Origin of the sequence: Chryseolinea soli (genome assembly GCF_003589925.1) — a bacterium.
Classification (GTDB): domain Bacteria; phylum Bacteroidota; class Bacteroidia; order Cytophagales; family Cyclobacteriaceae; genus Chryseolinea; species Chryseolinea soli.
Genome location: NZ_CP032382.1, coordinates 4,790,000 through 4,816,427, shown reverse-complemented (window position 1 = coordinate 4,816,427; position 26,428 = coordinate 4,790,000). Strand labels below are relative to the sequence as shown.

At 48.4% G+C, this 26,428-nt stretch carries 20 protein-coding genes; 11 read left to right on the top strand and 9 right to left on the bottom strand.

The annotated features are described in order from the left end of the window. The first annotated feature begins 668 nt into the window (after nt 1-668). The 4 genes from D4L85_RS20460 to D4L85_RS20445 are packed head-to-tail and all read left to right on the top strand — an operon-like array spanning nt 669 to nt 8,360. Nucleotides 669-4,583: a PKD domain-containing protein gene (locus D4L85_RS20460; protein ID WP_119756054.1), complete on the top strand. Its 3,915-nt coding sequence runs from the start codon at nt 669-671 to the stop codon at nt 4,581-4,583. Further along, nucleotides 4,583-5,614, top strand: a complete 1,032-nt coding sequence (locus D4L85_RS20455; protein WP_119756053.1) for a PorP/SprF family type IX secretion system membrane protein — start codon at nt 4,583-4,585, stop codon at nt 5,612-5,614. Before D4L85_RS20460 ends, D4L85_RS20455 begins: the two co-directional genes overlap by 1 nt. A 3-nt stretch (nt 5,615-5,617) precedes the next feature. Then, nucleotides 5,618-7,384, top strand: coding sequence for a T9SS type B sorting domain-containing protein (locus tag D4L85_RS20450; protein WP_119756052.1), 1,767 nt, complete (start codon nt 5,618-5,620; stop codon nt 7,382-7,384). A gap of 7 nt (nt 7,385-7,391) precedes the next feature. Then, complete coding sequence (locus D4L85_RS20445; RefSeq protein ID WP_119756051.1) at nt 7,392-8,360, top strand: PorP/SprF family type IX secretion system membrane protein; 969 nt, start codon at nt 7,392-7,394, stop codon at nt 8,358-8,360. Between the two features lie 31 nt (nt 8,361-8,391). Here D4L85_RS20445 and D4L85_RS20440 read toward each other — a convergent pair whose 3' ends face one another. The 5 genes from D4L85_RS20440 to D4L85_RS20415 form a co-directional block, all read right to left on the bottom strand. Then, entirely contained in the window at nt 8,392-8,736 is a 345-nt protein-coding gene (locus D4L85_RS20440; RefSeq protein ID WP_119756050.1) for a thioredoxin family protein, read from the bottom strand. Nucleotides 8,737-8,840: 104 nt separating this feature from the next. Then, entirely contained in the window at nt 8,841-10,358 is a 1,518-nt protein-coding gene (locus tag D4L85_RS20435) for a PorP/SprF family type IX secretion system membrane protein (RefSeq protein WP_119756049.1), read from the bottom strand. Between the two features lie 87 nt (nt 10,359-10,445). Next, entirely contained in the window at nt 10,446-10,925 is a 480-nt protein-coding gene (locus tag D4L85_RS20430) for a hypothetical protein (RefSeq protein WP_119756048.1), read from the bottom strand. A gap of 290 nt (nt 10,926-11,215) precedes the next feature. Then, nucleotides 11,216-11,455 (bottom strand): HTH domain-containing protein, encoded by a 240-nt coding sequence (locus D4L85_RS20425; RefSeq protein ID WP_119756047.1) that lies wholly within the window; start codon nt 11,453-11,455, stop codon nt 11,216-11,218. A 995-nt stretch (nt 11,456-12,450) separates the two neighbouring features. Beyond that, nucleotides 12,451-13,551 (bottom strand): sensor histidine kinase, encoded by a 1,101-nt coding sequence (locus D4L85_RS20415; RefSeq protein ID WP_160143881.1) that lies wholly within the window; start codon nt 13,549-13,551, stop codon nt 12,451-12,453. 266 nt (nt 13,552-13,817) lie between these two features. Here D4L85_RS20415 and D4L85_RS20410 point away from each other — a divergent pair, with 266 nt between their 5' ends. The 6 genes from D4L85_RS20410 to D4L85_RS20385 all read left to right on the top strand — a co-directional run bounded on the left by D4L85_RS20410 (nt 13,818) and on the right by D4L85_RS20385 (nt 19,731). Beyond that, the gene (locus D4L85_RS20410; protein WP_160143880.1) at nt 13,818-14,456 is read left to right on the top strand and encodes a hypothetical protein; all 639 of its coding nucleotides are present in this window, start codon (nt 13,818-13,820) and stop codon (nt 14,454-14,456) included. 121 nt (nt 14,457-14,577) lie between these two features. Further along, nucleotides 14,578-15,771, top strand: a complete 1,194-nt coding sequence (locus D4L85_RS20405; RefSeq protein WP_160143879.1) for an OmpA family protein — start codon at nt 14,578-14,580, stop codon at nt 15,769-15,771. Between the two features lie 219 nt (nt 15,772-15,990). Next, the gene (locus D4L85_RS20400) at nt 15,991-17,082 is read left to right on the top strand and encodes an SPOR domain-containing protein (RefSeq protein WP_119756042.1); all 1,092 of its coding nucleotides are present in this window, start codon (nt 15,991-15,993) and stop codon (nt 17,080-17,082) included. 38 nt (nt 17,083-17,120) lie between these two features. Further along, complete coding sequence (locus tag D4L85_RS34475) at nt 17,121-17,495, top strand: hypothetical protein (protein WP_160143878.1); 375 nt, start codon at nt 17,121-17,123, stop codon at nt 17,493-17,495. Nucleotides 17,496-17,616: 121 nt separating this feature from the next. After that, complete coding sequence (locus D4L85_RS20390) at nt 17,617-18,285, top strand: NUMOD4 domain-containing protein (protein ID WP_160143877.1); 669 nt, start codon at nt 17,617-17,619, stop codon at nt 18,283-18,285. 120 nt (nt 18,286-18,405) lie between these two features. Beyond that, nucleotides 18,406-19,731, top strand: coding sequence for a GntP family permease (locus D4L85_RS20385; RefSeq protein ID WP_119756039.1), 1,326 nt, complete (start codon nt 18,406-18,408; stop codon nt 19,729-19,731). Between the two features lie 25 nt (nt 19,732-19,756). On the opposite strand, the gene D4L85_RS20380 is transcribed toward D4L85_RS20385, so the two are convergent. Both D4L85_RS20380 and D4L85_RS20375 read right to left on the bottom strand, forming a co-directional pair. Continuing rightward, nucleotides 19,757-20,707 carry a D-2-hydroxyacid dehydrogenase gene (locus D4L85_RS20380; RefSeq protein ID WP_119756038.1) on the bottom strand — a complete coding sequence of 317 codons (951 nt, stop codon included), beginning with the start codon at nt 20,705-20,707 and terminating at the stop codon, nt 19,757-19,759. Between the two features lie 16 nt (nt 20,708-20,723). Next, on the bottom strand, nt 20,724-21,647 hold the full coding sequence (locus tag D4L85_RS20375; RefSeq protein WP_119756037.1) for an alpha/beta hydrolase: 924 nt from the start codon (nt 21,645-21,647) through the stop codon (nt 20,724-20,726). Between the two features lie 181 nt (nt 21,648-21,828). Between D4L85_RS20375 and D4L85_RS20370 the strand changes: the two genes are divergently transcribed. Further along, nucleotides 21,829-23,271: an amino acid permease gene (locus D4L85_RS20370; protein ID WP_119756036.1), complete on the top strand. Its 1,443-nt coding sequence runs from the start codon at nt 21,829-21,831 to the stop codon at nt 23,269-23,271. A gap of 6 nt (nt 23,272-23,277) precedes the next feature. On the opposite strand, the gene D4L85_RS20365 is transcribed toward D4L85_RS20370, so the two are convergent. Together D4L85_RS20365 and D4L85_RS20360 are read right to left on the bottom strand one after the other, a co-directional pair. Continuing rightward, nucleotides 23,278-24,420 carry an FG-GAP repeat domain-containing protein gene (locus tag D4L85_RS20365; protein WP_119756035.1) on the bottom strand — a complete coding sequence of 381 codons (1,143 nt, stop codon included), beginning with the start codon at nt 24,418-24,420 and terminating at the stop codon, nt 23,278-23,280. A gap of 96 nt (nt 24,421-24,516) precedes the next feature. After that, nucleotides 24,517-26,385 carry an ABC-F family ATP-binding cassette domain-containing protein gene (locus D4L85_RS20360; protein ID WP_119756034.1) on the bottom strand — a complete coding sequence of 623 codons (1,869 nt, stop codon included), beginning with the start codon at nt 26,383-26,385 and terminating at the stop codon, nt 24,517-24,519. Between the last annotated feature and the right edge of the window lie 43 nt (nt 26,386-26,428).

Sequence of the window (26,428 nt, the reverse complement as noted above, 5' to 3'; positions counted from 1 at the left end):
TTTTTGACGGAGATTCAAAAAATAACGATGCCGGAACTCTTAGACAAGACGAAAAGCAGTATTCTGTCGACATAAATCGGTCATACAAAACTCAAATCTAAAGGATTTAACCAGGGTCAAACCTGGTTGATAAGCTTGAGTCATTTCGGTGTCAACCTGCCATGCTTGTCCATTGATCGAATAGATAGCAACCGATCTCGCATTGCCGGGTCGCCGAAAAAATGCTCATGACCCCATAGTATCTACAACATCGTGCTGCGCCTCATCAAACACTACGCACCACGATGTCAACCAAATCCTTCAAGCCTGCGCTTCATCCTCTCAAGGCCCTCCAACCTGGTTAATTTTTTTTATTCAATCGACTTCGTGAAAGGTCCATTGACCACCGCGTTCAATGGCCCAGGATCATCAGTTTATGGACTATTGTCTCTTCCCTTCTTTTATACCTCCTCCCAAACCAACAAGCGATCCAAAAAAAATCCGGGTGACGAGTCTGGTTACTTTTTACAGACAAAAAGAATGCGACCGCTTAGCCAACGAAAAAACGACGAACCGACGAAATATCGTTGGCACCCGTTTTAAAATGTGTGTTTCTAAGTCTTAAAGGGCATTTTTTAATGGCACCGGGTTTGTCAAAGGGCTTTGTCAATGATTGAACCCTTTTCGGTATGAAAGCAAAAATTAGCTATTGCCTCTGCTTGATCTTGTGCCTGGTGACCCTCATCGCTGGAGAGGCATGGTCACAATGTAAATCGTTGGGCGCGGGGGGACAAAGGATAACCACAGTCCCCCAATGTATTCCCTATCGATACGTTGTTCGCGCACAATTTACCAATGCCACTCCTGGCGACACGGAATATTATGTAGACTGGGGAGATGGCAGTTTTCCTCCTCCGGGAGAACATATCGTGCAGTCGTCCACGTCTTACTTCACAAATCCAACAACCGGAGCCTTCGAGTATTTCGAAGACATTGCACACCGATATAGGACGGCCGTACCCGAATGTGCTTACACGGTAACGTTGCAGGCAATCAATCCCTGCACACCGATCGGCTCGACCAAATTAACATTCGATGCCGAGGTTTGGGACAAGGACAACGTCCAAATTACCCTCGCCTACATCCGGATTTGCGACTCATTCAACGGCACATTTGTTTTTTCTGATGTCTCGCGATTTAACTGTAATCCTAATCCGATATTATCACGCACTAACCTCCCGGCGCGCTGGGTCGAATTTGACTATGGCGTTGCGCCTCCGCCCTGGGCTCCGCCTGCAGCCCCGATACCTTCATCAAAAATAAAGGTCAATGGCAGTTCGGTAACCTTCCCTTATAAAAATCCCAGCCTTGGCGGCAAGCCAAAATATCCCGTAAGCGGTCCCTACACAAACAGTTTGCCGATCACCATCACGCAAGGCGCCCCCATTGGATCTACGTTCTGGATGAAGATGAGCAATTGGAACACTTGTAATCCCTATGATGCCGTACTGTCCGATGGCGCACTTAATCCGGTTAACCCCACTGGGGATAGCATGCCCGTTATTACGCATGCCCCCGTGTTCGTTGTGCCATCTCCCAATCCCGATTTCGACATCCACGGACAGGGATTCACCGGCCCCTTACAAAGACAGTTTTGTATTGGCGAAAATGTTTACGCCAAAGATCTCACGCCACCTATCCCCCCGCCGGCACCGGGTTATGGCGGTTCTTATTTTGCCTATCAATGGGTCATCTATGACGGTCCAACAGACTCGTCCCCCATTCTCAATCGCTACCCTTTTCAAAACGACGGCACAGCATTCGCCGCAGGTCTCACAAAGCAACAATTCAGCTTCCCGAAATCAGGGTTGAAATTGGTCCGCCTTCGCGTCAAAGATGTGAATGCACTGGGGGATTGTATTGTCGCATACGATGATATCATCGAAGTGATCGAACCGGTGGTTGCCGAAATGGAAACAACCGATGACAACGGGAACGTTTTGGATCCCGCTCAATTGAACAAGTTCTGCGACAACAACCCGCGCACCTTCACCTTCGAGGATGTCTCCACCATCCCCACGCCTCCGCCAGGCACAGTCGGAGCTATCCCGCTTTGGCGTTGGGAAATGGATAAGAAAATAGGAGGTGTTACCACAACGGTTGCCAGCTACCCGAACGTCCCGATGGGGAGTCCAGGTGATTTCTCGACCAGTCAACTGCCCTACTTCGTGGATCCGGCAACGGGCTTGAGTCAAATAACCTTGACGGAGGGTGAATACACGATACGGCTCATCCTGAAAGACCAAGTGACCACTTGCGAATCGCGCAGCGAGATCAAGATCACCATGGCCAACCAGCCCGTTATAGATTTTACAGGGGCCACGGTTTGCAATGGAGTAAAAACACACCTTGTGCCATCGGCCACGCTAACCACATCATTTCCGGTGAGCATGGTCAAATATTCCTGGGACTTTGACTACGATGGGGTAACGTTCGTGGAGGACAAAGCTTTTTTTGCGAACGACCCGGTCGACAAGCTTTTCACGGTAGGGACGCACACAGTAGCATATCGCGTATCAACCAACGGAGGATGCGAGCCGGTCATGATCGCGAAAGACATCAAAGTAGCTCCGTTGCCGCAACCGTCCTTTACGTATCCTTCGGGTCTGCTCTGCGGAAGTTCCTCGGTCGATTTTGCAAATACTACCCCGGCATTACCGGCCGGCAGCAGCATAAAGGAATTTGTATGGGAAGTGGATGAACAAAATGGCCTGGGTTACCACGTAGAAAACGATCAGGTCAACCCACCTTTCCCCTACCCGCCGGCCACATTGCAATTCGATAACACGACATCCCTCATCCGGTATTTCAAGGTTCGACTCACGGCCGTCAGCGATGACAATTGCTCCGTTGTTTCGGCCGACCAAACGATAACAGTATATCCAGGGGGAGCGGTCGTTAGCATCAACTCCAACTATAATCCTTTCGATCCCAATTGTGCTCCCTTAAATTCGGTATTCTTTCAGGCGGCACCCAATACGCAAGCGCTGCATCCTATAAATTATTTATGGGAACTGACCGACAAGAACGGCAATGTCATTGATCAACTTAACGGTCCAACGCAAAGTCTATACACCCCCACACCGGGGGCACTCGGCAACCATTCCGGCACGACTTACGAGGATTATGATGTTTCACTCACCGTCATGCTACTTACCGGGTGTCAGTATCAAACGGCTATGAAAGTACGCGTAAATCCCGAGCCAATTGGTGATTTCTCCAGCGACATTTCATTGCTCACCTGTAGTGACATAGGTTTCACACTGGAAGCCGTATACAAAGGCTATGCCGACTACCAGTGGTCGATAAAGCTCAATGGTGTTTCACAGTCCGTGCCAAACAACGGTCTGGCAACCCTATCGGTTCAATATCCACGAATGGTTGGGGCCGATCAGCAGGTAGAGGTATCGTTGCAGGCAGTCAATTTTGCTACCTGCCAAAGTCCTGTGGTTACGCAGAATCTAGTGGTGCCCCAGCAAAAATCCATCAATCCCAATTTCAGCGTGTCGCCCAGCACGCCGCCGGAGTTCCCGGATGCAGGGTATGACTTTACACACTTGAATTTTGATCCCGACTGGACCTATACCTGGAGCTTCGGCGATGGCTCGCGCGAAGTAACATTACAGGACCTCTCCGTGCATCACGACTACGCAAAGCCGGGAACGTTCTGGGCAAAGCTCACGGCTGCGCAGGGAACCTGTGTATTCAAGGATTCCCTACAAGCCACGGTCCTGCCGCACCAGCCCATTATAGACTTTGACTACGACCCCGCGATGGGTTGTGCTCCCCTGCTGGTCAATTTCACAAACAAGTCTCAATACGTCGATCCCTCATCCTACGAATGGGACTTCGGAGTTGGTGAAGCACCTTCGTATGCCATCAATCCCTCGCATTTGTTCGAAAAACCAGGCGTTTACACAGTAAAGCTTTCAGCCAAAGATGCCACCGACGGACTGGTCGCTGTCAATCAGAAAAATCTCATTATCGAGGTGAAAGAGAAGCCGTTGGCATACTTCTCGGCCAAGCCCCTGGTGGTGTACATTCCCGGTAAAGTCTATCTCATAAATCAAAGCCTCGGCGCCACGGACTATCTGTGGGATTTCGGCGACCAAACGACATCAACCGAATTTCAGCCAACGCATGAATATGCGAAAGAAGGGATTTTTGGAATATCCCTGATTGCCTATGCCAACAACACCACGTGCGCCGACACCTTCAAACTGGCTACGGGCATACAGGCCCTTTACGGGGGTGATATCTACTTACCAAATGCGTTCGTGCCTAGCGGTCTCGGACCCGGCAATGGCAGAGCCGATCAAAACAGCCTTTTCTTACCTCTTACCCGCGGCTTGCGCGATTACAATCTTCAAATTTTCAATCGCTGGGGTCAACTGGTCTTTGAGACTTCTGATACTTCACATGGATGGGATGGCTACTACAACGGCCAGCCCTGTCCACCCGATGTCTATGTGTATAAACTTACCACGCGACAAGAAAATGGGCAGACGGTGACCCGGGTAGGCGACATTAATTTAATACGATAATGAAAAAGACTTGGCTTTTAATCTTTGGTACATTGCTAACGTGTTGGGTATGGGCGCAAGACCCAGCTTTCTCACAGTATTATTCCGCACCGCTGTTTCTCAATCCGGCATTTGCGGGGTCCACTCCCAGCTACCGGTTCATTAGCAACTATCGCAACCAATGGCCCGGTGTGGGTGCTGGTTTCAAAACAGCGGCATTCTCATTCGACATGATGTTGCCTGAGTTAAGAAGTGGTGTTGGCGTTCTGTTCATGAGCGATCAGGCAGGAACAGCCTCCCTCAAATCGAACGTAATCAACCTCCTGTATTCTTATAAGATCAGCACAAAAAGCGGATGGGTGATCTCGCCGGGGCTTAGCTTCGGGTTAGGACGGCGGTCTATCGATTTTAACAAGTTGTTATTCTACGATCAGCTCAATCTCGATGGCACACAGACGCCGTCCGGTATCATCTTCACGCCCGACCCGAAAACGTATTTCGATTTTGGGGCTGGGTTGCTCATTTATAATTCAAAAATGTGGATTGGGGGTTCGGCAAACCATCTGAACGATCCCAATCGTTCGCTAGTCGACGGTGTGACACGGCTGCCGCTAAAATGGAGCATACACGGTGGCATGAGCTTTCGCATCAAGAACCTGGGAATGCGCGGACGCACAGCCGACCTGCTGCCGTCTTTCAACTACAGAAGTCAAGGCCGATTTGATCAACTCGATATCGGCACCTACCTCATGATCGAACCCGTTGTCTTTGGCTTGTGGTATCGAGGCATTCCCATACATCAAGATGTTGCCGACAACGTGAGTCAGGATGCCATCATTGCCAATCTCGGGTTCAAGCTTTCCAAGTTCGATATTATGTATAGTTACGATATCACCGTTTCGAAACTCGGTTCTGGCGCCGGCGGCGCGCACGAGATCTCCATCAAATACGAGATCAACCGATTAAAGCGACAGCCTAAAAAGGGACGCTTCATACCATGCCCCGCTTTCTATCACAACCACGATCTGAATCTCGAAAAATTAAAACAATAATCCATGCGCCTTAAACTCACTCACTTTTTGGAATTCGGATTGTTCTTCGTGACCTTGCCCGTTGCTGCACAGTTCAAGACACCGGTAGCCAATCCGTATGGGCTCCAGCTTTTCGCCGGCGATCAGATTTGCGGCGCTTTTGCGGATATGGACGCCGATGGCGACCAGGATGCCATCGTATCGGACCTCACCAGCAACATCACATACGTTCTTGAAAACAAGGGAACGGCAAAGGCTCCTGCTTTTAAGAGTGTAAAAACCTACAACTATGCCGTTCCTTATTTAGACCTCGCCGACATCGACTATGATGGTGATGTGGATATGATCGGTGGAGATCCCGTGAAAAAAAAGTTTCTGTGGCGTGAAAACATAGGCAACTCGCTGATATTTAAGTTCAGGTCCGCGATCCAGGCAAGTGACTATAGTCCCTTTGGACTCGTCACACCGTCGCCACAAGATTTCATGAAACCGGAAATGATGGATCTCAATAAGGACAGCTATCTGGATTGCTTGGTGAGCGCCTATAGCCCGGGTTCCAACATCGTATACGACCTTATCAACACAGGTCTCAAAAACCCCGCATACACCACCGGTGCCTACAATCCGTTCCACCTCTCATATCTGCCTAAGCCGGCTCAACGCTCGTTCATTGAATCTTCCGATTTCGACGCTGACGGCGACTTAGATATCTTTTTTGGATTGGATGACGGACATTTGCTCTTCTTCGAAAATACGCCGGTAGGCATCACACCGTATTTCAAAGATCCCCTTATCGATCCGTTCCATTTCACAACCACATACGGTCAAAAGACGCTGAAAAATATTGGTCTCGACCTGGTCGACATCGACGACGACGGCGATGAAGATCTTTTCGTTTTCAATGGAACGAACGGCGATATCGTTTTCTACGAATCCGCTTCAAAACATCCTGACCCACCTACAAATTTAACGGCTACCGCAACCTCATTCTCTTCCATTCACCTTACCTGGGACGATAACAGCATTAACGAAGAGGGTTACATCATTGAACGATCGACAGACGGAGTCAACTTTTCAGAGCTTATACGCACCGGGCCAAACATCCAAACATACGAGGAAGGCGGATTGACATCCGGGCAAATCTACTATTACCGCGTTATCACCTTTCGTGCAGATGAAACTTCCGAAAATTCCAACATCGCTTCAGCAACGCCACCCATCGATCCCGCGATGATCCCTCCAATTGCCCCGCTGGATCTCGTCGCCAAAGCACAAGGAAAGACCGCTATCGTGTTAACGTGGACTGATGTTTCGAACGATGAAGAAGGCTTTGGTATAGAGCGATCGGAAAACGGCATGAATGCGTTTACACCGATCTCCAGCGTTACCGGCAACAGCTATAGCGATAGCAATGTCACCCTTGGAACGACCTACTACTACAAGGTCTTTTCATACAAAGGAGCACTCCGGTCTTACTCTAACATTGTCGAGGTGAAATTTGACGAAGCTCCAGGGCCCGCGCTGGATATCCCCACACTCTTTACCCCCGATGGTGACACCTACAATCCAACCTGGAACATTCTCAACTTGGAAAACTATCCCAACCACTCTGTAGAGGTGTTCGATACGTCTGGGAAAAAAGTTTTCTCCTCCTCACATTACACTCCCGAATCGGAATGGGACGGATCCAGCAATGGCAAATTGCTTCCTTCAGGAACCTACATCTATATCATAAAATTAAACAATGGACAACAAGTAAATAAAGGTTTTATAACACTGCTTCATCAATGACCCTCTCATGAGAACCATTCTTTTAACATCGGCATTACTCGGTGTCGCCTGTATGGTGCACGCCCAATTGCCCTTTCAACTTGTGCAAAATTATACGGTACCGTACACATTCAATCCAGCCTTTAGCGGCATCGAAAACTACCTGGACCTGAAGATCGGAACACGTCAGAGTTTGGCAAAATTACCCGACGGTCCGAAAAGCAATTACGCGGGGCTCAATATCAACCTGGACGCACTGCGCAACAAGTCAAAGCTCTACGAGACCGATGACGCTACGTTTGCCGGTCATGCAAAAAAAGGGGTTTCACTTTTTGTTATGCAGGATTCGTACGGACCCTATTCCGGCACATCCGCCAGCGCCGGCTATGCCTACCACCTGCCGCTCAGCAGATCCTTATATGCATCGCTTGGAACGCAGGTGATGTATCAGGCGCTTCGATTAGATCCCAACAAGTTGATTCCACGGAACATTGACGACCCTGTTTACAAGGGCCTGCTCGGTGGACTGTCGCAACAAAACAATCTTGATCTCAATGCAGGCTTTTCCTTGTATGGAGAGCACTTCTACGTTGGCTATGCTTATTTCTCGTTGGCCGGTCAAAAGCTGAACCTCTCTACACTTCCCGTAACCTACAGCAATATTCAGACGGCCCAGCTAGGTTTCAACATGAATTTAAGTCAGCGTTTCCAGCTCTATGCCACCGGACTCGCGCGCAAGCAAGGTGACGCCTATTATTGGGATGCCTCGACTAAATTTCGCTACGATAAAGAGATTTGGTTGGGCGGCACGTACCGATCGTCTGGATCGATCGCCGCGCTTCTGGGTTTTACGTTCTCAAAATTTTTTGTCAACTATTCGTACGAAATCAGCACATCCCCGAGCATATTGGGCAATACACATGAGGCTGCCATTGGATTTGTACTCTTTGACTTTCTGAATAACAAGGTTTATACTCAAAGGCCTTACTTCCTGTAACACCGGCTCGCCACGGCCGCATGGCCTTTTCTTATTCATCCAGGTTATTGATAATGTTGGAGATGAACTTGGTCCGCGAAAAGGGCCCAGCCAGATAGCCGCGTATAGAGCCTTTTCTAAACAGCAAAACGGATGGAAGATCATTGAGGTGATACAGTTCGTTAAAGAGCTGATGTTTGTCTATGTTCACTTTATAGAATACCGCCTTCTCCTGTAAGGGCTCTACAAATTCGGCGAGGATGGAGTCTACTAAAAAGGATGTCCCGCTATTGTTCTTAAAAAATTCCACGACCACGGGCAAGGGAGACCGTATTACTTTCTCCGTGAATTGGGTGTGTACGTTTCCACCCGTTAGCTCAGATAAGGGTTTATACATGATCAATTTTTTCAAAAAAACCTATGGATGCTTTTCAACGGGCTCACTGAATATACATCATTTTTTTCCTCGTTAGCAACATAAAACTCACAAAATATTGCACGCTAATTCTCCAGAAGTTCAAACTCCACTCTGCGATTTTTAGCCCGCTGAGCTTCGGTCTGATTCGCGTTCAAGGGACGTTGGAAATCCATGCCAACCGCCACGAGTTGACCGGGAGGCACTCCTTTCCTTAGTAGAATTGCCTTGACACTTTCTGCCCGCTTGTGTGATACTGTGAAGTTGGCTCTCCTTGATCCGATGGTACACGTATGCCCCGTGATTCTAATGCGCACTTCCGGATGTGCTTTCAGGATTTGCGCCAGGCTGTCCAAAAATTCCTGACCCTCCTTGCCAACAGCATAGCTGTTCAAGGCAAATCCAACTTTCCGTTCTAAGAGATTTTTCTCTTCCTTTGTCAGGGAACTGTCTTTTACTATTGGAGTGGCCGCCATCGAGAGATCTTGCTCCTTAGGCTGTGTAATCGGCATCGGTTCTTCACGCGGAACGACTGGTGCTTGCGGGGCTTCTTTCGGGCTCGCTTGAACCGTTGCGGGCTCCTGCGGCCTCGGAACGTCTTGCAATGGTGGTGTTTCTACTATAGTTGTGTGTTTGCCCAATGTATTTCTTTTGATCCTCCAGGTAAATGCCACCTCCCAAGCGCTACTGACGGCAGGTATCGGCGCATTTTTCGTGAGACTGCCATTGTAGGCCAGCGCCAGAAGGAAACGGTTTGTTCCATACTCAAGATTGGAAACGGCAATTTTGTTCGTGTTATACCAAAGCCCGAGACCGATGAACGACGGGCTGCCAGCCCCAAACGTGTAATGCCAGCGCTGACCGATGTTGGCAAATGACAAATTCCCCCGGATGATCCAACGAAAATTCGGCAGCCATGTGAAAGCCGTACCCCGCACGGGAACCTGGACGGCGCCCGAGACGCTATAGAGCACGCGATCACGCGCGGCGTCTTGCAGAAGCTTAGCGCGCGGTGTATTCATTCCAAAAAAGGCTATGCCCAGATAGGCTTTTTGTCTGTCTAATTCGTCGGTCATAGACCACGAAAAGCCGCTGTTGATTATTACAATATTGGTGCTGGTATTCACAAAGTTTTCTCCGGGCGGCCGCCCCGGATCAAACGATCCAAAAAGATATTGATTGTCGGTGGTCACTTTGGTGGGATCTACTTTCCGGTTCACCAATCCACTTTGCAAGCCGGCGCTGATAAAATGATGTGCGGTGATGGGAACATTGTAAGAAAAACCCCCTACCCATTGTGTGACGACATAAATCTTATCCGGTCCGAATTGCTCCTGTGCCAATCCCATACCGAATCCCCCTTGTTTTAGACGCGTTGTCTTATTAAAAAACGGATATGCTGCAGACAAGGAAGGAAATTGATACCCACTCAGTTTTGATTCTCGGTATTGTGCCGTAATCTCCACCTCGTCGACAAGCCCAACATGTGCGGGATTGAGCCATACCGGCGCAACATAGTATTGCGCATATTGGTTGAGCTGGGCCTTCAATTCCACCGCTACAAAAAGAAGCGCGATCGTAAAAACCAAAATGACTTTCTTCATTAGGCTAAAGTATCTCTCCGTACTGCAAGGCTCTTGCAGTGCTGGGAAACATTTAAAGTATCGTGGGCCCAGTCCTCGTCACCGCGACTAACCCTCTAAAATCCGTCTCAATCTTTCCAGACCTTCATCGAGCTGAGTTAGTTTATTTTCAAAATAACTGATCGGCATTCTTCTGGGTTTTGTGATTGACATCACCAGATCGCACGCCCCTTTGCTTATCGTCAAAAATCGAATTCCAACTTCGTAGCGATCCTCGTGCTCGAAAAAAATGGAGTAGTCGATCCGCAACTCCTGTTCTTTCACTTCTACAGTTAACGTTCCGCTTCCGCAATTGCTCTGAAATTTTAGATGGTCGCCACATGGACTTAATTGCCAAATCCCATGAAATTTGAAATCGGGCCAATGATGAGCGACAGAAATAAATGTAAAGGCTTTCTCGGCTTCCAAGTCCAGGCGCAATGTTCGTGTTGCCACCAATTCCTGCGCGAGATATCGATGAAATTGTTGTCGCAGCCCGGCCCAATGCTCTACGGAGGTCACCGGAAACAATTGACATCTTTGCACCATATAAATTGATTACACAAATGTTTACGATAGCGCGTAGGAAAGTAGGGACTGCACACGCATGATCTGCTTTTCCAGCTTCAATAACGGGAACGGAATGTTTTTCCCAGAGGGACCAGCACGATTGCTTCCGTGGATAACGAAATACGTTTCCGCACTGGCCTTTTCCCATGCACGTTTCCCCAGCCCTCAGGCTATTGGGAAACGTTCAGGGAAACATACAGATCAGAAGCGCAGAAATGATAAGCACCAGAAGAATGATGATCTTCTTTGGCATAGCTTTCATTAACGCGTCAATAACTAAATTTCATTCGCTCCTTAATAATCGAGCTATCCACTTTATAATAGTAGCTTTGTAAACGATAGTCGTAGGCCACCGGCGCCCCCATGCTTCTCAGATCGTGAAGATAATTGTAGATGGTACGGGTTGAGACGTTCAGTCTTTTGGCCAGGTCGTCGGGAGTCCCCGTAGCTTTCTTACGGATCAGATCGTCGAGTCTTTCCAGCAGGTTGATGTGTTTTGCAATGGTCATAAAGTTTTAAATTTTTCTGAACCCCGTTCTAATTGCATGCCATAAAGAAACCGCGAAATTAACGTGGATTCGGGGTGTGACACCCCATGAGCCAACGAAATATCGTTGGCCCGACTATATTTAGTCGGCTGGGCCACAAGAGTGGCTATGCGTTGGCATACCACTGTCTCCCGCTATGCAAAAGAGCGGTAGTACAGTATCGAAAAGTATGAAGGGTAGAAAATATAAAAAGAATACAAGCGCTTAGCTTCGATCTCAGTTTAGCTGACCCTCTAGAGCTAGACTGTTTAACCTCGGCTAAAGCGCCTGTATCCTTTTGCAGAAAAATTACGGTTCCTCCCTTCCCTGTTATGCTAGGATGATAAGATGCCGTGGAGGAATCCGTAATTTCTATGCAATATCAAATGCCTCACTGAAAAGATTTTGCAGTTTAAGTTTTCATACAATTATTTTTTATTTTTCTTTCCAGCCGGTCAACGGGTAGACTAGATTTGTTTCACCGAAAAATTATCCAGCTACACCGTTAATACCGAAAGCCTGAAGAGACTGCATTTCTCTTGCAGTAACGTCCTGTAACATGCGACGACTAAATCTTCTGCCGATGCAATTCAAAGCAATTTGTTATTATATGGTGAGTCTTCTGCCAGGATTAGTTCTGAATGGCAAAGAATCGATTCACCGTTCCTCGCAAAACCCCGTCCCGTTGATAACGTCTCCGCGGCCCGAGCCTTCGAAACCCCTGCCTATCCACAAAGACAAAAAACCGGCTGTCTGGATTTTCATTCCCGATGTTAAGGACAAGCGCATTGAAGTGTTTGGATATGGCGAGGACGAAGAAGAAGGCAGCATGCCCAATCAATGGTATTGTTGGGAGATCGAACTCCATCACAGAAAAAAGATTATTCAAACCAAAATGGTTCAGGGTACAAAAAGCTTCACACTTGAGATTTCCAGAAAAGAACAACTGCGGCATCAAGACTGGTACCGCGTGCGTCTCAGCATTTCGGACGCCAGCGGGGGCATTGGAAAAGATTCCGTAGATCTTTATCTGAATCGATAATTCCTGGATGTCTTTCATCCCGGGTGACCGGAATGCTTATTGTAAATTCCGTTCCCTTGCCTGGTTCGCTGTTAAAGAAGATATGGCCGTGATGGTTTTGAATGATCTTGTAGGAAATGTACAATCCGAGCCCCGTACCCTTGCCCACTTCCCTGGTAGTAAAGAACGGATCGAATATTCTTTCCGCTATAGCGTCCGGGATTCCGCAACCAGAGTCGCGGATGATCACGTTGACAAAACCTGATTTTTGAACGCAAGTAGTCACAGTGATATCGCCTACGTCTTGAATGGCCTGGATGGCATTCATAAGGACGTTCACAAATACCTGGTTGATCTCGCCAATATTGCATTCAACCATCGGAATTGTCCCAAAATTCTTATAAACTTTTATCCGATCGCCAAGGTGGCCACCTAACAATATTAGCACGGAATCGAGATAGCTACGAAGATTCACATACGACAGATATTGATTGTCTTGAAAAGAGAAATTAACCAACTCTTCCACGATCTTGGCCGAACGAACAGCGCCGGCTTCAATGGCATTGGCAAATAACTCCATATCTCCCAGCATCTCGGCTATGGCAGGGATGTTTTCCAGCTTTTGTTTCATCTCCTCGTTAGCGCTGACAAAATCCAGTTGTGTTTTCAATCCCTGCACGCCGCCCATAATGAAATTGATGGGATTGTTCAGCTCGTGTGCAATACCCGCTGTGAGTTGCGCCAGTGCGGCCATCTTTTCGGCCTGTATGAGCTGTGATTGCATTTCACGCAATTCTATAAAGGTCCTCCTCACCCTTTTGGCAAGTGTTTCCAATTCATTTCTCTGCAGAATGATTGTTCTGTCGCGGCGCGCGAGTGTCCTTTGAATTCCCACATTTTTCTGAAGTCCGCGATACAGTAAGAAGAGAAGCGCGATGGTCACTATTAACCACAACCCCATGACCGGCACCCAATGACTTTCCCTTGTTAAAACTGTATAAAGGACGTTGGTGAGCGTGCAAAAATAAATAATGGCCATCACCGGTCTCCTCATCATATGTCTTATACCGCTTTTCATGAAAGAAAAGGTCAAGTTCAACAAACATGTATAACAGGGTCGCTTAAAAATATACAAAATGTAGCGAAACGGCTTTCTCTACTTTTTACCGACGCCTCCTTGGCCGGCTACCTGCCGACGATATTTCGTCGGTCTTTCGGAATTTCGTCGGCTCTCGTTTTTAAACCTTCGAAATCAGTTCAAATTTCAAGATTCAAATTGGCCCGGTAGTTGGCAGGAGTGATTCAAACTTCAAAAAAATATTAATGAGATCACTGCTATTTTATTTTTGTTTGCTGGGCCAGATCCTCGCCCAGGGAAATCCTCCGTTAAAGAAACGCACCCAAGACGGAGGATCATTAGCCTCTTCTAAGGAGCATAAAATTATCGTCTATTCAGAAAAGGTAATCGAAGGAAAAGCCTTTCTTATTCAATCCAACCTCCCAAACGCAGAAGAACAATTGGACTTGAGAGGCTTTCTAACGCACGATGCGCGCGGCCGCGAACTGCTCTATTACCTACTTCATACCCGCACGAATCAACCCATCTATTTTGCTTTATCCAAAACTCTTTGCACGCAAAAAAGACATTGTGAATTTGCACTGAAAAAATCGCTGATTACGCAATCCATCCAACAGGGGCGCGATGGCGACCTGATGACCGGTCTTTTTTACAAGCATCAGTCTGCTATAAATCAACCTGAGATAAATGTAAAAGAATTGCCAGCTGACGAAGTTTTGATTGTGATCATCCGCAACGAGGACTCACCCATGTCGGCGGCAGAGCATTCCGCAAAAAAGAATGTCATTTTAAAGACTGACCCCGTCTCAAAAAATTTATTCTCTATTCTCCTAGACAGTGAGTTTCTGCGTGGCGGGCCGCGTTATGCGCGTCAAACGTTGTAGTTATGCTCATCGATCAAAAACTCTTCAGAATCATCTTTAATGACGTTGGTGGCGGACGCAGCTTACACATCGCGCTTACACAGTCGTTCAAAATCCCTCAATGCAATCAAATTTCCATATCATGAAATACAAAATAAAGTGCATATCCGTCTTTATGCACCTGCTCCTTTCAAGCTTTTTGTGTTCTGTCGCACTACTCGAGGGCCACACATCATCCGTTAAAGCCGCCACACACGAAGATCCCATCGAGGACAATATGCCTTACTACGTTGTGATTGGTGCGTTTTCCGTTGAAGCGAATGCCCATAGGTTAATTGAACAAGCCGCGGCTCAATGGCATTATACTGCGCAGTATGCCTTCAATTACAAGCGACAACTATTTTATGTCTACGTGCTAAAAACATTGGTACGCGAAGAGGCCTATGGCATGGCGGTGGAGCTGCAGAGCCGGCAGGACCTGCGAAAGACCTGGGTATATCACGGCACATTCGGCGTGCCCTCTCTCTCGTCCTTGGAGGATCGTGATCATGCTCAGGACGTCGACCCCAGTACGCGAGAGCGCTTAAATATCGCGGCAAAGCCAACGCCTGCGCAGGATTCCCTAAAAAATCCTTCTTCGTTGCAAATGTCGAAAGATGCCTCAAGCATCGTTCTGAAAGCTTTTCGCTGGATCGATCAAAAACCCGTGAACGGAACGGTCAGAGCTCTGGATAAGCAATCGGCAACGATGGTCGGTGTTTATCAAACAAACACTCCGTCGAGTTTAAAAGAAATTATTCACAACATCGACAACATCACGTTTGTCGCCGACATTTTCGGTTATCGCAAGGTCATCCGGAAATTCGATGCGTCTGACCTTGAAAAGCAAAACTCTCCTAAGGAAATATCTTTTGAATTGGAGCGGCTCAAGAAGGGCGACATCGCTAATCTGAACGTGACGTTTCCTGATCAAGCCGCCATTTTCTCGCCAGAATCGGCAGAGGAATTGAACCGGCTCACGGAGATGATGAATGAAAACAAAAAGTACAAGATCATCATCCACGTGCATACCTACTTCGGCGATAAGCGAAAGCTGATGGCACGCGGAAACAAGGGAGATTTTTTCGATTTATCAAAAGCAGTGCCCACGTCCGGCTCGGGAAAGAAACTATCGCAGATGCGTGGGGAGTTGATCCGTGAATACCTGCGCAGCCAGCGCATCGACACTCAGCGCATTCAAATAAAACCATGGGGCGACAAGAAACCGATCTATGGAAAGCAAAGCGAGCAGTTTAAAGGCAATGAGCGAACCGAAATAGAAATCACACGAGACTAAGATGACAATGTTATTGGCTTCATTCAACGCTCGACGACGAGGTATTTCCATGACCCGCAAGAGCATACTCGCGCCGCCATTACAACGGCTATGACCGGTAGCAATTTCGTTGGGCCAACGATATTTCGTCGTTTTCCCAAAAAGGCTATTCGATTAGAGTGAAAATTCAAAGATTTTCTTTGGCGCTCGATTTGAGAAAGATTGACAAAAAAATATTCAATGATTACGCGTGCTATTCTATCTCTGCTGAAGCATAACAACAGGGTAAATCTGCCAACGTTGGGAGCAATCATCAAACAACAGGATTTTTCCCAATCTCTGTTCTTCAATCAATTCATAAAATATGACGATGGTATACTTTCCTCATATCTCACAAAAATTGAAATGTTGTCGGAAGAGGAGTCCCAAGCGACGATTCATGGATTCATCGAAGACATACAAAACGGTCTTCGCAGCGGCGGAAGGTTTGAAATAAAGGAGTTGGGTATTTTCTGCTATGTGGATAACCGATTGGAACTGCTCAACGAAAAAGAATATGCGCGTTTTTTGGCCCTATCCAACGCCCATGCCCTCAGCGAACTGCCGGAACAACCTAAGAAGAGAGATGACAATGGTGAAGTACCCCACTTAAGCGATCCGAAAGAAGAAGAACAAGAGAAATTGAATGCGAATATTGAGGAAGCCAGCGAGTGTGATGACAGCAATGAGGCTTTATCATCGTCATCGTGCACGGAGCATTCTGAGATCACTCACGATGGTTCTAAAACGTTAAAAGAAGCGCCTCACGGTTCAACTGCTTTTGCGGGGGCAAAAAAGAATTTTAGAGATTCTTCTCGCCCCTTGAAATTTATTCGGGTAGCCATTCCGCTCATTGTCGTGGGGCTAGTCCTGATCCGATTGAGTTTGCCCATTCCTGGAGGGCATCCAGCGACCGGCGTTGCCATCGATAGCGCAAGACGCGTCCGCGCCGATTCTGTTTCCCGCAGTACATCGGCATCCTCAAAAAATTCGCCATCACTATCCGTCCCAGTCTCGGGATTATCTGACGCCTCTGCGATAGAGGAAGCCCGGAAAGGCACTGAAGGCGTCTCGGTCTATCACGTCATTATCGGCGCCTTTCGATTCGAAAACAATGCAGACAAACTGGTCGCCGAGCAACTGATTCGAGGACACGCCGTGTCGAAACTTGGAAAACGGAACGGCTATTACCTGGTGAGTTATGAAAGTACAACCGATGTGTGGCTGGCGAAAAAAATATGCAAAGATCTTAAAGCCTTTTACCCCGAGGTTTGGCTGGATAAACAAGAATAATCGCTGCACAACCAATAGAAATGCCTAATAACCAACCTATGAAAAACCTGCTTATTGTAAAAGAAATCCTAAACAGTAATGGCATCCCCATCACGCCGCTACGTCTCCTTTGTTTGCGGAGCATCATTCAATTTAAGGCGCCGTTCACCGTTCAGCAACTCGTGTCAGACCTGCGGTGGGAGACAAAGATCAATACATCCGTCGCGCGACGCACCCTGAGTTTATACAGCAAGGTGGGTCTGGTCAGCAAGATCGAATCCGAGATTATGTCCGAAGTAATTCTCCAGGGAAGAAAGAAAAAGCAGCGCGACGTAAACTATCAATGGATCGGCCAGGTCAATTCGTTGGCCGTCCACGATGAACCTCAAGCGATAGAGCCCGAAAGTCCCGACGCTAATCCAACCTGCTTATGAGAAAAATCCACTATCTCCTTCCCCGCAGGCGATGGCTATCGGCTTCGCTATTTCATCTGCGGATTTAGAAACCTCAGTGCCTCAATTCATTCCTATAACCAGTTTTAACAATTATTTTATTATGGCAAAGTTAAAGTATTCCTTCCAAGACAAATCCCTCGTTAGCATTAAAGGTGAACGGTGGAAAGACATTCCCGGGTTCGAAGGCTTTTATAAAGCATCCAATATGGGAAGAATCAAATCACTCGATAGGGTAATTCCACATCCCCGGCTGAATCAACAGTTTGTAGCCGGAAGAATCCTCAGCCAGTCGATTGCCAAGAATCGAAACATCAAGACCGGCGAACCCATGATCGATCTACGCGTGTCGTTATCCAAGGAAGGGTATCAATTTTATTTCAACACCCGACGCGTGATTTACAGCACTTTTGTACGTGAAATAAATTACGAAGACGACGGCATGTACGTCATCAACAAAGATGGCGACGGCTATAACAACTGTGTCAAGAACCTGAAGCTGGTCACCAAAAGCGAGAAGAGTCAGCGGGTATTCATCCGTGAGCGCGCCGATTCTTATCTAAAAACGGCAGACCGCTCGAAATGGAAAAACTACGGTGGCTATACGCGCCGTCTGCCGGTGAAGCAGTACTCCATAAAAGGCAAGCTAATGGGACATTACGAAAGCATCCGTGAGGCTTCACAGAAAACAGGCTGCGGCCAGAAGGAGATCATCCTGGTGGCGCGTGGCATTCATCACCAGACCAAAGGCTATATCTGGCGATATGCCTGATCTTCCCAGAACTCCGGCAGAAAATTCCAGCCGGAGTTCTTTATTTCCAGGATAAAAAAAACAGCGGATAAGGCAAAAGTGCGGTTTCAATCTTATTTTTAGGTAACCTGTACATCCGCTATGATCCATCCATTCTACATTCAGCTCGCACTCCTGCTGAGTGGTATTGCCCTTATTGTATATCTCACCACCAGACTTAAGGTCCATCCTTTCTTTGCGCTTTCCCTGGTTTCTGTTCTCCTGGGTATTGGCGCGCAACTCCCCGCAACGGAGGTGCTCGGCATCATGAAAGATGGTTTTGGCCAGGTCATGAAATCGCTGGGCTTTATCATCGTGCTGGGAACCACCCTGGGGATCATACTGGAGCGCACGGGGAGGACCACCGCCATAGCAAACTTCATTTTGAAGAGGGTCGGCGCTCGTCATGCTGCATTCGCGATGAGCATAACGGGGTTCATTGTGGGCATGCCCATCTTTTGCGATTCCGGATTCATCGTGCTGAGCGGTCTCGGCAACTCACTGGCACGCAAAGCCGGCCTTGCTGCAGCGTCGGTCTCGGTATGTCTGGCCACTGGACTATACGCTGTGCATTGCCTCATCCCGCCTCACCCTGGCGCGGCCGCCGCCGCCGGAATCATCGGCGTCGATTTTGGGAGAGTATTGCTTTTTGGAGTCCTCGTTGCCTTGCCCGCCATGCTTGTTGGCTATGGATGGGCGGTATACGCAGGAAAGTCAGCCGCATTTTCCGAAGAGACTGAAAGCGTTGAAGCCAAAATCCCGGCAAAGCACTACAACGTCCTTTCATCGCTTCTCCCCTTGCTGGTCCCCATATTTCTGATCGGCTTGAAATCTTTTTTGGTGAAGCCGACCCAAACTTCGTCGTTCGCTCAAGCCCTCGCGTTTGTTGGTGATCCTTCTATCGCCCTGGTCATTGGCATCGTACTTTGTTTTATCGGAAAAGGAAATCGCGATCGGGAGACTGTTTCCGTCATACTGCGCGAAGCCGTGGAGAAATCTGGTGGCATTTTAGTAATCATCGGTGCTGGCGGAGCCTTTGGCCATGTGCTCGCGGCCACAAAGATCGGCGATCATTTCAGCGACGTACTTCCGCTCCAGCACCTCGGCATTTTGTTTCCGTTTTTGCTGACATTTTTATTAAAGACCGCACAAGGTTCCTCCACGGTGGCTATTCTTACAGCGGCTTCTCTTATTTTTCCGCTGCTTCCGGCATTGGGCATGGACACCGAAAACGGTAAACTCTTGTGCGTGCTGGCAATGGGTGGTGGGTCTATGATGATCTCGCATGCCAACGATGCCTACTTCTGGGTGATCTCGCGATTCGGTGGTGTGGCGATGGAGCCCATGCTGAAAGTTTACACGGTGGCTACGGTTGGCATGGGTCTTACAACTTTGCTTATGGTATACCTCTTGTCTCTTGTTCTTTAAGATAACTTGTATCTGAAGCGTAGTCTTATCGCCCGGTCACGAGGTTTCTCGGTGAGCCCGCGAGAAAGCTCTTTATATTTTCAATGGTGGTAGTCAATATTCTCCTCCGTGCCTCCACACTGAGCCAGGCCGTATGCGGTGTGATGATACATTGCTTCAAGCCCGTCAGCGGATGACCCGGTGGTGGAGGCTCCTGGCTCAGTACGTCGAGTGCCGCTCCTTTTAACGTTCCTTGTGTCAATGCTGCGGCCAGATCCATTTCATTGATGAGTTGGCCGCGTGAGGTATTGATCAAAAACGCCGTCGGTTTCATGAGCGAAAGCAAGCCCTTGTTCACAGAGCCAACGTTGTCTGGCGTTAGCGGGCAATGCAGGGATATGAAATCGCTTTCGCGGAAAAGCGCTTCCAGTGATACTTGCTTCACAGGTAATGATTTTTTTGATGGACTGTAGAAAATAACCTTCATGCCAAAAGCCTCCGCTATAGCGGCCGTGCGCTGACCGATTCTTCCAAAGCCTACTATCCCGAAAACCTTCCCGCTGAGTTCAATCAATGGACTGACCGAGTAACACCAATCCTTCGCCATGGACCACTCGCCCTGGCGTACGCTGAGACTGTTCTCACCAACGTGATTAGTGAGCTCCAGCATTAACGCTATGGCATGTTGCGCCACAGAATCAGTACCGTAAGCTGGCACGTTGCAGACGGCAATCCCTTTGGCCTGTGCAGCGGCAACGTCAATTATGTTGTACCCTGTAGCCGTTACGGCGATCAGCTTCAGTTTAGTTGCTTGCTGAACGATCTGGGTGTTTATCGGCGTTTTATTCGTTACGATGATTTCGGCATGGCGGCATCGGTCCGTTATGTCCTCTGGTGCCGTTCGGTCGTGATAGTGCACGTTTCCCAACGCTTGTATCTCACCCCAATCTAGATCACCGGGATTGAGGGTGTAACCGTCTGTAATTACGATTTCCATAACAGGTGTTGAATGTTCATTTTGCAGATACTTGCTTTAACCAACCGTTGGCGGACAGCCATGCTTTGCAGCGATCAAGCCACACATCGTCGGTGGTCTTATTGACGAGTCCAAAGCCGTGGCCACCATTTTGGTAGACGTGCAATTCGGCCGGTACTTTGTGGCGAATAAGGTGCTCATAGAAAACAATGCTGTTCTCCGGCTTCACCACGTCATCGTCACTAGCGTGAACAAGGAACGTGGGTGGTGTGTCAGGGGTCACTTGCAACTCGTTGGAATACCAATTGATTTTTTCCTGGGAAGGCGTCTTTCCAATAAGCTGCTCCCGCGATCCCTTGTGACAAATGCTGTCCTGGAAGCTGATCACGGGGTAAACCAAGATCATAAAATCCGGCCGCAAGCTGGTTTTGGTTGGATTGTCAATGACAGGGCTCGTATAGTGTGTACCTGCCGTTGACGCCAGGTGACCTCCGGCGGAAAAGCCCATGATGCCGATTCGCTTTGGGTCGATCTTCCATTCCTGTGCACGCTGCCGAACCGTGAGGATGGCTTGCTGTGCATCCTGCAGTGGGCCGATTTCGCGATTCTCCATCGTTTCATCGCTTGGGATTCTGTACTTAAGGACGAAGGCAGCAATGCCCATGTTATTCAACTTCTTTGCTACGTCCACGCCTTCATGGGCTATCGCGTTGACCCAGTATCCGCCGCCTGGATAAATAATAACGGCCGCACCTGTCGCGGATTTTTCACTGGGCAGATAAATGCTGAGGGTGGGTTTGGATATCTGATCGACCACGGTGATCCCGTCATGGATCGAGGTTTTTTCTTTGTCTGCACTGGGTTTGCTGTTGGGGATCTGGCCCTCGTATAAGGAAATGGTTTTCTGGCCGAAAGCATAAAGGGTCATAGACATAAAAAGAATTAACAAGTAAGGCTTCATGATTCAGAAGGATTTAGGGAGTAATATAGAAAAAACAAAAAATAGTACCGTCCTCCCCACGCCAGGCAAAATATTGTCATTCTTCCATACACCGTCACTTGCGCACGCTGTCATTCAAAATGAAAAAAAATTATAAGTCTATCGGTTTTATAGACTATTTTTGCCGCGAACGTCATTTAGCATGATCCGGAAATCCATAGAAGCCCTCCAGCGTGAAGCCGCCGAAACGGGTACACAAACCCTGAAAAGAAGTCTGGGGGCCATCAACCTCATCGCCATTGGGATTGGGGTGATCATAGGTGCTGGTCTTTTCTCCCTCACGGGCATTGCCGCTGCCAATCACGCCGGACCTGCCGTTACGCTATCATTCATCATTGCCGCTATAGGTTGCGCTTTCAGCGCCTTGTGTTACGCGGAGTTTGCGTCTATGGTGCCCGTGGCAGGAAGCGCCTACACCTATGCGTATGCGACGCTCGGAGAATTTTTCGCATGGATCATCGGCTGGGACCTTGTATTGGAATATTCCGTGGGTGCCGCGACCGTGGCCATCAGTTGGTCGCAATACCTGGTTCGGTTTCTAAGCAAATACAACATCTATCTACCCGCGCAACTGCTCCATTCTCCCTTCGAAACGGTGACCCTTCCGGACGGGAGTGTCGTTACAGGGTGGATCAATATTCCCGCCGTGCTCATCGTCGTCTTCATCACGGCGCTTATTATCCGGGGTACAAAAGGATCGGCTTTATATAACATCATCGTCGTTTCCCTGAAGATCGGCGTGGTGATCGTTTTTATCGCTCTGGGTTGGAACTACATCAACCCCAACAATTTTGTTCCTTACATTCCGGCAAACACCGGCACGTTCGGCGAATTTGGGGTGAGCGGCATCTTCCGGGGCGCCGGCGTCGTGTTCTTTGTTTTTATCGGTTTCGACATTGTGGCCACCATGGCGCAAGAAGCAAAAAATCCGCAACGTAACATGCCCATCGGCATCATCGGCTCGCTGATCATCTGCACTTTGCTCTTTGGTGTATTCAGCTTTGTGATGACGGGACTCGCACACTACACCGAGTTTAAAGACAGCGCAGCGCCTGTCGCCATCGCTATCGAAAAAACGCCGTACGGGTGGATGGCACAGGCCATCATCCTGGCCATCATCATTGGGTATACTTCCGTGATCCTTGTCGACCTCCTGGGGCAGTCGCGTGTGTTCTTTTCCATGAGCCGCGATGGTCTTTTGCCCAACCTTTTTTCGCATGTTCATCCTAAATTTCAAACGCCCTATAAGGGCAACATGCTTCTTGGACTTTTCATTAGTCTGTTTGCTGGCTTCGTTCCCATCCGTGTCGTGGGTGAAATGACGAGCATTGGAACGTTGCTGGCGTTCATCATGGTATGTTTGGGGGTGATCATCCTGCGATACCGACAGCCGGACCTGCCCCGCGCGTTCCGCACCCCTTGGGTTCCTGTTGTGCCGATATTGGGCATCATTACATGTGTGGCCATGATGATATCCCTTCCCCGTGACACCTGGATCAGGCTGGTCGTTTGGCTGTTGATCGGGTTGGCTATTTATTTTTTATACGGCAAGAAGAATAGTAAGATCAGGAACGCCCAACCGTAATGTAGATTATTCCCATCCATGATTGTAAAACACAAACAGCCCGTCTTTACCAGCCACTACAATATCTTTCCAGGCATTTCCATCCACATCGGCCACTGCAAAATAAATTCCGGTTCCCTTTCCTTGTCCCAATGGGCCGTATGAGACGACTTGCTTGGTGAAACTTTCTCCATTCCAGGTAAAGTAGTACAATCCGATATCATCGAAAGAGCCGGGATCTTTTTCGTTATGCGCGCGATAGCGTTTACCTGTAATAAGTTCGCTGCGGCCATCGTTGTCAAGGTCTGTCCAAAGCATCGCGTGAAATTGTGAGTGCAGGAGATCAATGGTGTGTCGGATCCATCGGCGGGCTCGTTTCTCCATTTTCTGTTCGTACCAAACCAGCCCGTAGTCGTGGGCGTGGCCAACAATAAAATCGGTTAGTCCATCTTTGTTCACGTCGGTGACGATGATGGGCACACTGCCCTGGCCGATGTCAAACTCGGCATGAAACGTCCAGCTACCCGCTGATGTGGCCGGCGCTTCAACCCAACCGGTGCTGACAATAAAATCGCCGTGCCCGTCGCCATTCACATCGCCAAAGCCGAGGCCATGACCGTGTTGGTCTATCACTTTGTGAGCCGTGAAAGCAGGTTGTCCGCTTTCCTTCTGATAGTAGAACAGGGGCTTACCGGGTGTGTTGGGAACAATCTCCAGTTTGCCATCGCCATCTACGTCCCATGCGCGCGTGGTCTCCACGTTACCCGTTGTGGCGATGACGTGTTCAGGCCAGGGACCCTCGTTCCCCGGATTTTCCCGCCAACGGATGTTATTACCCCACCATCCGCCGGTGATGAAATCTATTTTTCCGTCCTCGTTCACGTCGTATGGAATGGTGGAGAAGTCGTCGTAGTATTCTCCCTCCCGGCGAACGTCACCAATAAAATATTTGAATTTAAAGTCGGGCCCCTTGTACCAATAGCTTCCGGAGACGATGTCGGGGTGTGCATCTCCGTTTACATCGAATACCTCCGCGGATTCAAAGCTCTCTGATGCGATCTGAACTTTAGTGAACTTCAACGCAGCAGCAGGATATGTATAAGGACCAGGTTGTGCTTCGGCTTGGAGAACACAAAGAATAAAAGTGAACGTCGTGGCGCAGGCTTTCATAGTCTTGGCAGTTAAGTAAACTTAATTCAGAAAAACTTAACCGCAAAAAACCGTCGTGAGTCCTGAGTCTTTAGTATTGAGTACTACCGACTGAGATTATTCCATCAGCTCAGAAAGCTCAAGCCACCGCAGCGTCTTAGCTTCCAGGTTGTCGATGGTCTTTTGAAGTTCCTCGCCCCACATGATCAATTGCTGATGATCGTTGCTGCCTGCGTTGAGATGACCGTCCAATTCGGCTTTTCTTTTTTCCAACGCGGTGATCTCCTGCTGAAGGGCATCAAACTCTTGCTTTTCCTTGTAGCTGAGTTTCTTTTTTACCGGAGCAGAAACGGGCTCCGCAGGCGCTGCGACTTTTGCAGGTTTCATTTCTGGGGCGGCCTGTTGATCATCGAGCCAGTCGCGATAGTCGGAATAGTTGCCATTGAAGAGGCGGATGTTTCCGTCGCCTTCAAAAACAAAAAGCTGGTCAACGAGATGATCCATAAAATAACGGTCGTGGCTCACCAGCAAGAGGCATCCCGAAAATTTCTCTAGGAAATCTTCCAACACGTTGAGGGTGTCGATGTCAAAATCGTTCGTGGGTTCATCGAGGATGAGGAAGTTGGGATTGGTCACCAACAATTTCAACAATTGCAACCGCTTCTTCTCTCCCCCGCTCAGTTTGCTGATGTAGTTGTATTGCTTTTCCGGAGGAAACAAAAATATGTCGAGGAATTTAGAGGCCGACACTTGCGAGCCATCGGCTAGCGTAATGAACTCCGCGATCTCTTTCACCTCTTCGATCAAGCGATTGGCTGGATTGAGTGCGATAGATTCCTGCGTGAAATATCCAAATTTCGTAGTAAGACCAGGCATTACTTCGCCGGTGTCCGGTTTCGCTTTGCCAACGAGCATGTCGAGAAATGTCGACTTGCCGATCCCATTCTTGCCCACAACACCAATGCGATCGTTCTTTTTGAACACATATGAGAAATCGTTCACGATCGGCAACATGCCATATTTTTTAGAGATATGCTCTACCTCGAGAATTTTTCCACCCTGACGGGCTTCCTTCATGTCGAGCTCCAGCCTGTCTTTCTTCAGGTCTTGAGATGCTTTTTTCTCCAGTTCATAATACGCATCCACGCGATACTTTGCTTTCGTACCCCGGGCACGCGGTTGACGGCGCATCCATTCCAACTCTTTCTTCAACAGGTTTCGCGCTTTAGTCACCTCCACTTTCAGGATCTCCTCGCGTTCTGCTTTTTTCTCTAGGAAGTAAGCGTATTTGCCTTTATAGCGGAAAAGTTGTCCACGGTCCAGTTCGATGATCTCCGTGGCCACGTTGTCGAGGAAGTAGCGGTCGTGGGTCACCATGATGAGGGTGATATTTTGACCCGACAAATAGTTCTCCAACCATTCAATGGCCGTCAGGTCAAGGTGGTTGGTGGGCTCGTCCATGATGATAAGGTCAGGCTCCAGCAACAGGAGTTGGGCGAGAAATATTCTTTTCTTTTGTCCACCGGAAAGTTCGCCAAACTTTTTATCGATGTCGGGCACTCCCAACTTCTCGATGATCTCGTGGACCTTGTTTTCATAGTCCCAAGCGTTCAACTCCTCCATTCGCTCCAACACGGCCTGCATGCGATCGCCTGACGTGTCGGGGTGGTGAAGACAATCTTCATATTCTTTTACAACCTTGGCAACTTCGTTGTCGTCGCTAAAGAGAACGTCTTTTACGGTAAGATTTCCGTCAACTGAGGGCTGTTGGGTGAGAAACCCTAGGCGTATGCCATCCCGAATGCCGACTTTTCCGGCATCGGTTTGTACCTCTCCGGTCAGAATTTTCAACAAAGTGGATTTCCCAACGCCGTTATTCCCCACCAGGGCCAGCTTTTCGCCCTGGGATATGCCCAAAGTCACTTCTTTAAATAACCAACGGTCATTATACGTTTTGGCAATTTGCTCGGCAGACAGGTAGTTCAAGACATTACAATTTAGGGCCACAAAGCTAACAGTTAAACCCGAA